Source organism: Kribbella sp. NBC_01245, from assembly GCF_036226525.1.
Taxonomy (GTDB): Bacteria; Actinomycetota; Actinomycetes; order Propionibacteriales; family Kribbellaceae; genus Kribbella.
The window spans coordinates 379,599-391,886 of the sequence record NZ_CP108487.1 but is presented as its reverse complement, the minus strand read 5'-3'; the positions used below and the strand labels follow the sequence as shown (position 1 = coordinate 391,886).

Below are 12,288 nucleotides of genomic sequence, written 5' to 3'. Positions count from 1 at the left end.
TGTCCACTGTCACAACGGGCTACCCGGTGGGTTGCCCGTCTCCCGCTCGAAGTCGAGCGCATGCTGCAGAATCACCACGGCCGCGGCCATGTCGACCACCGCCCTGCGCTTCTGGCCTTTCTTGCCCCGCTCTCGCAACATCCGTTCCGCGGTGACAGTGGTGAACCGCTCGTCCACCAGCCGCACCTCGGCCCCCGGAATCCGGTCGGCGATCTGCGCCGCGACCTCGCGGATCCGCGCCGCCGCGGGACCCTCCCGGCCGGACAAAGACCGGGGCAGTCCCACGACGATCTCGAACACCTCGAGGTCGGATACGAGGATAACGATCCGGTCAAGGTCACCGGCACCGCGGCGTACCGTTTCGACCGGCGTCGCGAGGATGCCGTGCGGATCACTGGCGGCGACGCCGATCCGGGCGTCGCCGATATCCAGTGCCAGCCGCACTCCCCTACGCACGGGGACTTCAGCCGGTGACGGACTGACCGACCGCGTGCTCGACCGCGGCCAGGGCCTGATCGACACCGGCCGGATCGGTTCCGCCACCCTGGGCGACGTCATCCTTACCGCCACCACGGCCGCCGAGCGCCTCGGCCGCGATCCGAACCAGGTCACCCGCCTTCAGCCTCCACTCGCGTGCGGTGTCGTTCAGCGCGACCACCACACCGGGCTTACCGTCGGACACGCCCGCGACGGCGATCACCGCGGGACGATCCGCCGGCATCCGGCCGCGGATGTCCAGCGCCAGCTTGCGCAGATCGCCGCCACCCAGACCATCGGGCGTGCGACGACCCACGAAGTTGACGCCAAAGACGTCCTTCGGGTTGGCAGCCAGTTCCGCACCGGCGGCCAGCACCTGCCCGGCGCGCACCCGCTCGATCTCCTTCTCGGCCACCCGCAACCGCTCGACCAGGTCGGCGATCCGGGCCGGCAACTCCTCCGGCCGGGCCTTCAGGTTCTCGCTCAGGGTCCGGACCAGAGCCCGCTCGCGGCCCAGGAAACGCAGCGCCTCCATGCCGACGAAGGCCTCGAGTCGCCGTACGCCGGCACCGACGGAGGACTCGCCCGTGACGGTCAGCGCGCCGACCTGGGACGAGTGCTTCACGTGCGTACCACCGCAGAGCTCACGGGACCACGGTCCGCCGATCTCGACGACGCGCACCTCCTCGTCGTACGTCTCGCCGAACAGTGCCAGCGCACCGATCTCGCGGGCCCGGGCCAGCGGCATGTACTCCGCAGAGACGGCCAGATCCTCGCGGACGGCCAGGTTGGAGACCTCTTCGATCTCGCTGCGGGTCGCCTGGTCCAACGACGAGCCCCACGCGAAGTCGAGCCGCAAGTAACCGGGCTTGTTGTACGAACCGCTCTGCAACGCCGTCGGGCCGAGCACCTGGCGCAACGCCGCGTGCACGACGTGTGTGCCGGAGTGGGCCTGGCACGCCGAGATACGCCACTCGCGATCGACCTGCGCGTGTACGTCGGTGCCGGGCTGCAGCACTCCCTCGACGACCTTGACCCGGTGCACGATCAGACCCTTGACCGGACGCTGGACGTCGAGCACCTGCAGCTTCACGCCGTCGGCGACGATCTCGCCCTCGTCGGCGATCTGGCCACCCGACTCGGCGTAGAACGGCGTCTTCTCCAGCACGACCTCGACGATCTCGCCTTGCTCCGCGGCCGGGGCGATCGCGCCTTCGCGCAGAATGCCGCGGACCTGGGAGTCGGTCGCGAGCTCGGAGTAGCCGGTGAACTCGGTGATCCCGCGCTCGCGCAGCTCCCGGTAACCGCTGGTGTCCGCGTGCCCAAGCTTCTTGGACCGGGCGTCGGCCTTCGCGCGCTCACGCTGCTCGGCCATCAAGGTGCGGAAGCCCTCGGTGTCGACCTCGAGCCCCTGCTCGGCCGCCATCTCGATGGTCAGGTCGATCGGGAAGCCGTACGTGTCGTGCAGCTGGAAGGTCTGCGCACCCGGCAGCGTCGAACCGCCGTCCGCCTTGAGCCTGGAAACGGCGACGTCGAAGATGCTCGTCCCGGCCGTGAGAGTACGACGGAAGGCGTCCTCTTCGGCGTACGCGATCTGGCTGATCCGGCCGAAGCCCTGCTCGAGCTCGGGGTACGACGCCTTCATCTTCGCCATGCTGACCGGCAGCAACTCGGGCAGGCTCGGGTCTTCGTAGCCGAGCAGGCGCATGGACCGCACCGCGCGGCGCAGCAGCCGACGCAGCACGTAACCGCCCTGCTCGTTACCCGGGGTGACGCCGTCGCCGATCAGCATCAGCGCGCTGCGGACGTGGTCCGCGACGACGCGGAACCGGACGTCGTCGACCGGGTTCTCGCCGTACTTCTTGCCGCTCAGCTCCGAGGCCCGCTCGATGACCGGGAAGACCTCGTCGATCTCGTACATGTTGTCGACGCCCTGCAGCAGGTAGGCCACCCGCTCCAGGCCGAGACCGGTGTCGATGTTCTTGCTCGGCAGCTCGCCGAGGATGTCGTAGCCCTCCTTGCCCGGGCCGTCACCGCGGAGGTTCTGCATGAACACGAGGTTCCAGAACTCCAGGTACCGGTCGCCGGCCTCCCAGTCCCGGTCGGCGCCGAACTGCGGGCCGCGGTCGATCAGGATCTCCGAACACGGGCCGCACGGACCCGGCACACCCATCGACCAGAAGTTGTCCTTCATGCCGAGGCGGACGATCCGGTCGTCGGGCAGACCCGCGACGCGCTTCCAGATGTCGATGGCCTCGTCGTCCTCGTAGTACACCGAGGCGTAGAGCACGGACTCGTCGAAGCCGTAACCGCCGTCGGCCTGCGACTTGGTGACCAGGTCCCAGGCGAACTCGATCGCCTGCTCCTTGAAGTAGTCCCCGAAGGAGAAGTTGCCGTTCATCTGGAAGAACGTGCCGTGCCGGGTGGTCTTGCCGACCTCCTCGATGTCGAGGGTCCGGACACACTTCTGCACGCTGGTCGCACGCTTGAACGGCGGGGTCTCCTGGCCGACGAAGTACGGCACGAAGGGCACCATGCCGGCCGGGACGAACAGCAGGTTCGGGTCGTCCGACGGCAGCGGCGCGCTCGGTACGACGGTGTGGCCGCGGTCCTCGAAGTACTTCAGGAACCGGCGCCGGATCTCACTTGTTTCCATGGGTTGTTACCGGAAGTCCTCACGCTGCTCGTTGGTTGCTGTGTCGATACCCAGGGCCTCGCGCAATTCGCCCTCGCGCTCGGCCATGCCCTCGCGGACCTCGTCGCCGAAGTGCCGGATCGCGCTGGCGAGCTTCTCGGCGGTGGCCTGCAGGCTCTCGGGTGCGAGCACCTGCGCCTTCTTCTTCAGCCGGGTCACCGCGTAGACCCCGACCGCCGTACCGATGATGAACCAGAAGAGCTTCTTCACAGCACCGACTCCGGGTTGTCGAAGTTCTGCCGGGGCGCCGCGGACCGCTTACCCGCCTTGCGCTCGGCCTTCATCTCGCTCTTCACCCGGCGGGCGACATCGCGACGCTGGCTCTCGCCGAACGCCCGGCGCACGCCGTACGTGAACGCGGCGGCCTTCACCAGCGGGCCACCGGCCGTCGCCGCGAACAGCGAGGTCAGCGCGGCCGCGTTCGTCGAGACCGTGGCGGCGTTGTCGGTGATGGTGTCGACCTTGGCCAGCTGCGCGTTCGTGGTGGCGACCGTGGTGGTCACCTCGCCGAGCAGCGGCACGCTCGAGTCCGACACGCCCTTGACCATGATCCGGGTCTCGTCGAACACCTTGCCGAGCTTCAGGATCGGATAGGCCAGCAGGCCCACCAGGATGAGCAGTGCGCAGGCCGCGATCAGCCCTGCCACTTCACCGACGCTCATGGATTCGATCCACCTTCCGTTCGACTCGCGATGTCCCTCGGGTAACCGATGGCGACCCTGTCTCGTTACGCCTCAGTACCCGGACCTTATCGCGCGAGCGGCAAGGTCCCGGGTACCAGGCCCGATCTACTGGAAGAGGTAACCCATGCTGGTCGCCGACCGCTACCTGCTCACCGCTTCGCTCGGGCGTGGCGCGATGGGCGAGGTGTGGCGCGCGACCGACGAGGTGCTCGGCCGGGAGGTCGCGGTGAAGCTGCTGCTGCCGACCAGTCCGGACGGCGCCGCCCGCGAGCGGTTCCGCCGGGAGGCGATGATCGCCGGCCGGCTGAGCCATCCGAACGTGGTCGCCGTGCACGACTTCGGCTACCACGAAAGCCATCCGTACCTGATCCTCGAGCTGGTCACCGGCGCGAGCCTGGCCGACCGGCTGGAGAAGGTCGGCGCGCTGCCGCCGCGAGAGGTGCGCCGGATCGCCGGGCAGGTGGCGGCCGGGCTGGCCGAGGCCCATCGCCACGGCGTGGTCCATCGCGACATCAAACCAGGCAACCTGCTGGTGACGCCGGACGGCACGGTCAAACTCGCCGACTTCGGGATCGCGCGGCTGGATGAGACCGATCAAGGTCTGACTCAGGCCGGCCTGATCGTCGGGACGAGCTACTACCTCGCGCCGGAGCGGGCGATGGCTCAGGCGGCCGGGCCCGCCTCCGACATGTACTCGCTCGGCTGTGTGCTCTACCAGTTGATGACCGGGCATGTCCCGTTCACCGCTGACAACACGGCCGGCGTGATCTACCAGCATGTGCACACGCCGCCGGTTCCGCCGGGTGAGTTGCGGCCGGAGTTCGAGGGGCCGTTCGAGAACTACCTGCTGCGGTTGCTGGCCAAGGAGCCGGAGGACCGGCCCACCGCGTCCGAGCTGGCGGAGTGGGCGCGGAACGCGGCGACCGTGCCCGAGCCGGTGGTGGTCCAGGCGGCGCGGAAGAGGAAGTCGTTGCTGGCCATCGCGACCATGGGGGTCGGGGTTGCGGTGGCGGCCGCGTTGATGCTCGATCCGGGCGGCCGGGTGGGGTCGATGATGCCGGAGGACTCGCCGACTCCCACCGTGACTCCGGTTGGCTTACGACCTGGCACCTCGACGACGAAGACCACGACCACGCCTCGGCCGAAGTCGACGCCCACGCCGGCGTTGGCTCGTGCGAAGCGTCCGACGCCTTCGGTGCAGCCCACGGTTCGGCCGACGCCAACCGACCAGACCGTGCGGCCGACTGTTCAGCCGACGCCTACCGCCGTGCAGTCGACCCTCGAGGTGACCGTCCAGCCGAAGGCGACCAGGACGAAGAAGCCCAAACCCGACCGGCCCGGGCGGCCGTAGCCGCGGTTTTAGCGGTTTTTGAGGATCTCGCGGATCTTCGCCAGCCGGTCGGCGTACGCCGCTTCGCCGCCGCGCCGCGTCGGTTTGTAGTACTGCGCGTCGTCGACGACGTCCGGCGCGTACTGCTGCGGCACGATGCCACGCGGGTCGTCGTGGGCGTACCTGTACGTCTGCCCGTGCCCGATCTTCTTCGCGCCGGCGTAATGCGCGTCGCGCAGATGCGGCGGCACGGGTCCGATCTTGCCGGCCTTCACGTCGGCGATCGCCGCGTCGATCGCGCTGATGACGGAGTTGGACTTCGGCGCGAGCGCGAGCGCGACGACGGCCTGGGCCAGGTTGATCCGGGCCTCGGGCATGCCGATGAACGCGACCGCGTCGGCGGCCGCGACGGCCACGCCGAGCGCGGTCGGATCGCCCATGCCAATGTCCTCGCTGGCTGAGATGACCAGGCGGCGGGCGATGAACCGCGGGTCCTCCCCGGCCGTGATCATCCGGGCCAGGTAGTGCATGGCCGCGTCCACGTCGGACCCGCGGATCGACTTGATCAGCGCGGAGGCGACGTCGTAGTGCTGGTCGCCGGCCCGGTCATACCGCACGGCGGCCTGGTCGACGGCCGTTTCCAAAGTCGGAAGGTCGATCTCATCGGCCTGCTTCGCGCGGGCGCCACCGGCCGCGGCCTCGAGGTACGTCAAGGCGCGACGGGCGTCTCCCCCGGCCATCCGGAGCAGGTGATCGCGCGCGTCCTCGGCGAGCTCGAACTGGCCGTTCAGCCCGCGCTCATCGGTCAGCGCCCGATCCAGCAGCACCGAGATGTCGTCATCGGTGAGCGATTCGAGCGTCAGCAGCAACGAACGCGACAGCAGCGGCGAGATGACCGAGAAGAACGGGTTCTCCGTGGTGGCCGCGACGAGCGTGACCCACCGGTTCTCGACGCCGGGCAGCAGCGCGTCCTGCTGGGCCTTGGTGAAGCGATGCACCTCGTCGATGAACAGGACCGTCTCGACGGTGTTCCCGGGCCGGGCCAGGTCGCGACGGGCGCCGTCGATGACCTGGCGCACGTCCTTCACGCCGGCCGTCACCGCGGACAGCTCGACAAATCGGCGGTTGGTCTGGTGGGACACAACCGCCGCGATCGTGGTCTTACCGGTACCGGGTGGACCCCAGAGCAGCAAGGACATCGGCTGATCGCCCTCGACCAGCCGGCGCAACGGCGAACCGGGCGCGAGCAGGTGCTGCTGACCGACCAGTTCGTCCAGACTGCGCGGCCGCATCCGCACGGCCAACGGCGCCGACGTGTGATCGGCATCGGCCAGGCTGCCACCCCCGCGAGCAGGGGCGGGCGCACCAGGCAGATCGAACAAACCTTCGGTCACACCGCAAGCCTATGGCATTCATTCGTCGGAATCCGCCCCCTCAGCACAGCGGACCGGTGCAGGTCCGCGGCGTCAGGGGGCGGATTCCGACGAATGAATGCTAAGAAAAGTTGGCCGACTACTTCTTCTTGCCGTCCTCGTCGTCCTTCGCCTCGACCTCGTCGACGTCATCCGCGTCATCGGAGTCATCCGAGTCGTCGGCGTCCTCGTCGTCGTCGGCCTCGGCCAGCTCCGGCGGGAGGTCGACGAACTCGGTCTCGCCGTCCAGCTCCGACGGCACGGTGTCCTCGATGGCGGGCGCGTCGGGCTTGATCAGGTTGCGGAGGCGGCCGAGGATCCGGTCGGCCTCGGTGCCGAAGGGGTTGTCGTTGACTAGGTACGTCCAGGTGGCCGTCGGACGCGCGACACCACTCGCGTCCAGGTCGAGCCCGTCCGCCGTGATCTCCGCCGTCTCGAACGTCTTCGCCGCGTCGTTCCACGCGTCCGCGATCAGCGTGTCGAAGGACTCGATCGCCGACCGGTTGAACTCGTCGATCGGCTTCATGTGCACCATGCCACCGGCCAGCGAACGCAGGTGGATGCCCTCGCGCAGATCCGCGAGATAGGCCAGGTGCTCGGTCCAGCGCCGGTCCAGGTGGTGCAGCGCGATCGTCCGGGCCGCCTCCGCGACGACCTCCTCGCCGTACTGCTCGACCAGCTCGTCGAACCGCTCCTTCTGGCGCTCGGCCAGCTCGGCCTGCGCGAGGTCCTCGGTCAGCACCTTCTCGCGGACCTCGAGCACGATGGCCCGCTGCTGCCCGGTGAGCCGGTGGTAGGACCAGGTGTTGCGGTGCAGCTCGTGGTTCGCGCCGTCGGCGACGCGCTGCGCGTGCTCGACCACGCCGAGGGCCTTGCGATCGGTCAGCCGGCCTTCCTTGTCCGGCGACGGACGCAGACCGCTGGTGACCGAGTACCGGGTGACGAGCTCGTCCGCGAGGCTCGCGAAGAACACCGAACCACCCGGGTCGCCCTGCCGTCCGGCCCGGCCGCGCAGCTGGTCGTCCAGCCGGCTCGACGGGTGCCGGCCGGTGCCGATGACGTACAGCCCGCCGAGCTCGATCGCGCGGTCCTTGTCGTGGCTGCCGTCGCGACCACCGAGGCGAATGTCCGTACCACGGCCGGCCATCTGGGTGGAAACCGTGACCGTCTCGGGCACACCGGCCTCGGCGATGATGGCGGCCTCTTCGGCGTCGTTCTTGGCGTTCAGCACGACGTGCTCGATCTCGGCCGCCTCGAGCAATTCGCTGAGCTGCTCGGACTCCTCGACCGAGTGGGTGCCGATCAGGATCGGGCGGCCCGTCTCGTGCACCTCGGCGACGTGGTTGACCAGTGCGGTCTGCTTGTCCTTCATCGACAGGTAGAGCCGGTCCTGCTCGTCCTTGCGAACGTTCGGCTTGTTCGGCGGGACGACGGCCACCTCGACGCCGTAGAACTCCTCCAGCTGCTCACCGACGACCACGGCGGTACCGGTCATACCGCAGAGCGTCGGGTAGCTGGTGATGAGCGCCTGGACGGTGATGCTGTCGAGGATCTCGCCGCTCTCGCTGACCGGCACGGCCTCCTTGGCCTCCACGGCGGCCTGCAGACCGTCGGGCCAGCGCTGCAGCTTGGCGATCCGGCCGCGGTTGGTGTTGACCAGGTGGACCTTGCCGTCGCGGACCAGGTAGTCGACGTCGCGACGCAGCAGCACCTCCGCGTGCAGCGCGACGTTGACCTGCGTCATCCGCTCGAGGTTCTCCTCGTCGTACAGGTCGATCCCGCCGAGGTGCTCCTCGACCACGTCGGTGCCCTTGTCGGTCAGCGCGACCGTCCGCCCGTCGCCGTCGATCTCGTAGTCGACACCCGCGCGCAACGTCCGCACCATGGCGACCACGTCATCGTCGATCTCCTCGGACGACGAGGCGCCCGCGAGCACCAGCGGCACCCGGGCCTCGTCGATCAGCACGGAGTCGGCCTCGTCCACCAGGGCCACGTCGGGCTTGGCACTGACCCGCTCGGCCGGGTCGGCGACGAGCCGGTCACGCAGTACGTCGAAACCGACCTCGCTGACGGGCGCGTAGCAGATCTCCGCCTGGTACGCCTCGCGGCGCTCCTCCGGCGTCGACGCCTGGCCGACCGCGCTGACAGACACACCGAGCAGCTCGTAGACCGGGCCCATCCACTCCGCGTCACGATGTGCGAGGTAGTCGTTCACCGCCATCACCTGGACGCGGCGGCCGCCGATGGCATAACCCGCGGCCGCGATGGCGCCGGCCAGGGTCTTGCCCTCACCGGTGGCCATCTCGATCACGCGACCGCCGAGCAGCGCGATGGCGCCGACCAGCTGGCCGTCGAAGGCACGCTCGCCGATGGCGCGGCGGGCCGCCTCCCGGGCCAGCGCGAGGAACTCGATCAGCGCGTCCTCGTCCAGACCGCCCTCGGTACGCAGCGCGTCGACCGCCGCCGTCAGCTCTTCGTCGGTCAGCGCTTCGACCGATTCTTCGCACTCGGCGATGGCCGCCGTCATCCGCTCGTAAGGACCGAGGTCGATCGAGCCGGGGCGCTGCAGGAGCCGGCGGAAGCGCGAGGTGATTTTCAGTGCCATGATCTCCGCAACGTACAGCCTCCGCGACGGGTTCCCCCAGGCAGGTCGGTGTGTCGGGGTTTCAGCTCGGCTTGAAGACGTATGGCGTTGTTGTCGCGACAGCGAACAGGCCGCACTTCTGCAGGATCGGCCGGGAGTCCTCAGACGCGTCCACTCGCAAGTAGTCGTACCCGCGGGCCTTGGCGAGCTTGGCCCGGTGCATGAGTACAGCCCGGTACAGCCCCTTCCGCCGCCACTCCGGCCGCGTCCCGCCACCCCAGAGGCTCGCGAAACCAGTGCCCGGGTGGAGCCGCACCCAGCCAGCAGTGAGCGCCGGGGCCGCCGAACACCTCTTCAACCACCGTGACGATCAACCGGTCCGGGAACTCGCGCTGCTCCGTCGCAAGCTGCTCATGCACGTTGTCCCGGTTGGAACCCCAGATGTCGGCCTCAAGCTCGGCAATGCGCCGGAAGTCGGCAGACTCGTGTACGTCGCGCAGCACGATCTTGGAAGGCAATGCGGACGGCATGGCCAGTACGGCGTCAACGTGGCCGAGGATGAGCGTCTCCGGCTCGTCCGGCACAAACCCGGCGTCAGTCAGACGCGCGCCAAGGTCTGCCGGCTCGTCATAGTCGTACGTCTTCCACTCGACGTTCATCCCCATGCCGGCGTAGAAGTCCCGCTGCTCCGCAATGACCTTGTCCGGGTCCTCCCCCAGCCCGCGCGGCGACTCGATGAACCCGCACGCGTTCGGACCGGGGTCAGGCGGATACGACCGATGCACCAGCCCCGACGTCTCCCGAACCCACCCCGGAATCACATCCGCATCAGGCAACCGAATCCGCTCATGAAACACCCGCAACAAGTCATCCACGTGTCCGATCCTCCCAGCCCCCACCAACCGATTTACCCGCCTCCCGTTTACCCGCCTGACCACCGACCCATCTCCCACTTCTTCCAGGGTCAGCCCTTCTCCCCATTCCGAGTGTCGGCCCTCGGAATGGGGGGCGGACACGCCAAATTTCGAGGGTCCGCTCCCCATTCCGGGTGTCGACACCCGGAATAGGGCGGGTGGATAGCCGCGAACTGCGGGGTTGTGGATCGCACATGAGGCGTGTTCGAATGAACAGGTGAATGGTGAAGAGCGGCTGAAGTACGTCGTGGAGGAGCTGGCGCGTACGGGGCGGGTCGGCGTGGCGGAGCTGGCGCGTGATGCGGGAGCCTCGGAGATGACGATTCGCCGGGACCTCGACCTGCTGCAAGGCCAAGGGCTGTTGCGACGTGTGCGCGGTGGGGCCGTTGGTGTGGTCCAGCGGGGCGAGGTCATCCCGTTCGCGCTGCGCGACAAGCAGGGCACCGAGGTCAAGCGCCGGATCGCGGCCGTCGTCGCCGAGCTGATCAGCGACGGTGAGGCGGTCGCGCTGGACAACGGCACCACCTGCCTGGCGATCGCGCGCGAACTCGCCGGCCGCCCGATCACGGTGATGCCGCTGTCGCTGCACTCCGCCGTCGTACTGGGCGAATCGGCCCGGACCAAACTGATCATGCCCGGTGGTGAGGTGAGTTCACCCGAGCTCGCGTCGTACGGCGCGATGGCCGAGGCCGGCGTACGAGGGCTGCATTTCGACACCGCCGTGGTGAGCAGTTGCGCGGCCTTGCCCGCCGACGGCTTGACCACCAACACGCTCGCGGACAACGCGATGAAGCGGGCCCTGATCGCCTCGTCGGCACGGGTCCTGCTGGCGATCGAATCGGTCAAACTCGAGAGGACGGCAATGGTGACGGTGGCAGGCGCGGAAGCGGTCGACGTACTGGTCACGGACGCGGACGCCGATCCGGAGGCGCTCGAGGCATACCGCGCGGCCGGGGCGGAAATCCGGCTCGCATGACGGCACCCACCGAAGCCCGCAGTCCCTTGTCCACCCAGTCCGCGGCCGTCGCGGTCGGCGCGTTGTTCGCGATCAACGGCACGATCCTCGGCGGTATCGGCGGCGCGCTGCCGGCGTTGCGGGACCGCCTCGGCATCGACGCGAACGGCATCTCGCTGCTGCTGTTGTGCGTGGCCGTCTCCGCCGTACTGTCCATGCAGATCGGTGGCCGGCTGGCCGACGCGATCGGCGCCCGGCCGGTCGCACTGTTCACCGCCGTGATGCTGGTCGTTGCCATCGGCACCCTTTCGCTCGCGCAATCGCTGCCGCTGGCGATCGTCGCGATGGTGCTGGCCGGCCTCGGCAACGGCGCGATGGACGTCGCGATGAACTCCCTCGGCGTCCAGGTCGAGAAGGTCCGGCCGAAGCCGGTGATGAGCCGGTTCCACGCGTTCTTCAGTATCGGCAACCTCTTCGGCGCGGGCATGATCGTGCTGATCGCGCGCGCCTTCGATCGCCCCGGCGGTTCGGTCGTCGGCCCGGCCCTTGGCACATTGTGCGCGTTCGGCCTGATCGGGCTGGTGGTGGTGTTCCGGTTCGTCCCGGTGGGCGAGCGGATGGAGCACCACCAGGACGGCGTCCGTACGCCGCTCCCCCGGCTGGCGTGGTTGCTCGGCCTGATGGCCTTCTGCTTTGGGCTGGCCGAGGGTACGGCGGTCGACTGGTCGTCCGTACACGTCACGGATGTCGCCAAGATAGATCCGTCCACCGGCGCTCTCGGTCTGGTCGCGGTCAGCGGCTTCATGGTGGTGATCCGGTTGCTCGGCGACCGCATCGTCGATCGGGTCGGCCGCCGCGCGGTGGTCCGGTTCGGTGGCGTGACCGCGGTCCTCGGTTACCTGGTGACCGTCTTCACCGAACCGCTGCCGCTCCTGCTGGTCGGCTGGGCCCTGGTCGGCCTCGGCGTCGGACTCGTCGCGCCCCAGGTCTACGCGGTCGCGGGCCACACCGGCGGCGGCCGCATGCTCGCCGTCGTTGTCACCTTCGGCTACGCCGCCTTCCTCATCGGCCCGGTCCTGATCGGCCAACTCGTCCACCACATCGGCATCCAAAACGCCATGATCCTCCCGCTAGCCCTCTCCCTAGCCCTGGTCGCCGTCTCCCCCGTCCTCCCCCGCACCGACTAACCCGTTCATCGGACCCTTGTGACGCGGCGTGTCGGCGTTCATCGGTCCCTT

At 68.9% G+C, this 12,288-nt stretch carries 10 protein-coding genes; 3 read left to right on the top strand and 7 right to left on the bottom strand.

Annotated features, from left to right (window positions below; all coding sequences use genetic code 11):
• Window positions 1–9 precede the first annotated feature (9 nt).
• Genes ruvX through OG394_RS01735 form a run of 4 tightly spaced genes read right to left on the bottom strand, consistent with a single transcriptional unit; the run spans window position 10 to window position 3,834 of the window.
• Complete coding sequence (gene ruvX / locus OG394_RS01750) at window positions 10–456, bottom strand: Holliday junction resolvase RuvX (RefSeq protein ID WP_328992976.1); 447 nt, start codon at window positions 454–456, stop codon at window positions 10–12.
• Between the two features lie 7 nt (window positions 457–463).
• Complete coding sequence (alaS, locus tag OG394_RS01745) at window positions 464–3,133, bottom strand: alanine--tRNA ligase (protein WP_328992975.1); 2,670 nt, start codon at window positions 3,131–3,133, stop codon at window positions 464–466.
• A 6-nt stretch (window positions 3,134–3,139) separates the two neighbouring features.
• The gene (locus OG394_RS01740) at window positions 3,140–3,382 is read right to left on the bottom strand and encodes a DUF6167 family protein (protein ID WP_328992973.1); all 243 of its coding nucleotides are present in this window, start codon (window positions 3,380–3,382) and stop codon (window positions 3,140–3,142) included.
• A complete protein-coding gene (locus OG394_RS01735; RefSeq protein WP_328992972.1) occupies window positions 3,379–3,834 on the bottom strand; it encodes a DUF948 domain-containing protein in 456 nt (151 codons plus the stop codon). Before OG394_RS01735 ends, OG394_RS01740 begins: the two co-directional genes overlap by 4 nt.
• Window positions 3,835–3,979: 145 nt before the next feature.
• Here OG394_RS01735 and OG394_RS01730 point away from each other — a divergent pair, with 145 nt between their 5' ends.
• Complete coding sequence (locus tag OG394_RS01730) at window positions 3,980–5,206, top strand: serine/threonine-protein kinase (RefSeq protein ID WP_328992970.1); 1,227 nt, start codon at window positions 3,980–3,982, stop codon at window positions 5,204–5,206.
• A gap of 8 nt (window positions 5,207–5,214) precedes the next feature.
• On the opposite strand, the gene OG394_RS01725 is transcribed toward OG394_RS01730, so the two are convergent.
• From OG394_RS01725 to OG394_RS01715, 3 genes are all read right to left on the bottom strand, one after another.
• Window positions 5,215–6,579 (bottom strand): replication-associated recombination protein A, encoded by a 1,365-nt coding sequence (locus OG394_RS01725; protein WP_328992968.1) that lies wholly within the window; start codon window positions 6,577–6,579, stop codon window positions 5,215–5,217.
• 118 nt (window positions 6,580–6,697) lie between these two features.
• Window positions 6,698–9,202, bottom strand: a complete 2,505-nt coding sequence (secA2, locus tag OG394_RS01720; RefSeq protein ID WP_328992967.1) for an accessory Sec system translocase SecA2 — start codon at window positions 9,200–9,202, stop codon at window positions 6,698–6,700.
• 61 nt (window positions 9,203–9,263) lie between these two features.
• Window positions 9,264–9,497 carry a GNAT family N-acetyltransferase gene (locus OG394_RS01715; RefSeq protein WP_328992966.1) on the bottom strand — a complete coding sequence of 78 codons (234 nt, stop codon included), beginning with the start codon at window positions 9,495–9,497 and terminating at the stop codon, window positions 9,264–9,266.
• 815 nt (window positions 9,498–10,312) lie between these two features.
• On the opposite strand from OG394_RS01715, the gene OG394_RS01710 reads away from it, so the two are divergent.
• Window positions 10,313–11,071 carry a DeoR/GlpR family DNA-binding transcription regulator gene (locus OG394_RS01710; protein ID WP_328992965.1) on the top strand — a complete coding sequence of 253 codons (759 nt, stop codon included), beginning with the start codon at window positions 10,313–10,315 and terminating at the stop codon, window positions 11,069–11,071.
• Window positions 11,068–12,237 carry an MFS transporter gene (locus OG394_RS01705; protein ID WP_328992964.1) on the top strand — a complete coding sequence of 390 codons (1,170 nt, stop codon included), beginning with the start codon at window positions 11,068–11,070 and terminating at the stop codon, window positions 12,235–12,237. The genes OG394_RS01710 and OG394_RS01705 overlap by 4 nt, the downstream gene beginning before the upstream one ends.
• Window positions 12,238–12,288 lie beyond the last annotated feature (51 nt).

Excerpts from the sequence above, each read along its gene's own strand:
- alaS (WP_328992975.1), bottom strand. The coding sequence starts at position 3,133 with ATGGAAACAAGTGAGATCCGGCGCCGGTTCCTGAAGTACTTCGAGGAC.
- OG394_RS01735 (WP_328992972.1), bottom strand. The coding sequence starts at position 3,834 with ATGAGCGTCGGTGAAGTGGCAGGGCTGATCGCGGCCTGCGCACTGCTC.
- OG394_RS01730 (WP_328992970.1), top strand. The coding sequence starts at position 3,980 with ATGCTGGTCGCCGACCGCTACCTGCTCACCGCTTCGCTCGGGCGTGGC.
- secA2 (WP_328992967.1), bottom strand. The coding sequence starts at position 9,202 with ATGGCACTGAAAATCACCTCGCGCTTCCGCCGGCTCCTGCAGCGCCCC.
- OG394_RS01705 (WP_328992964.1), top strand. The coding sequence starts at position 11,068 with ATGACGGCACCCACCGAAGCCCGCAGTCCCTTGTCCACCCAGTCCGCG.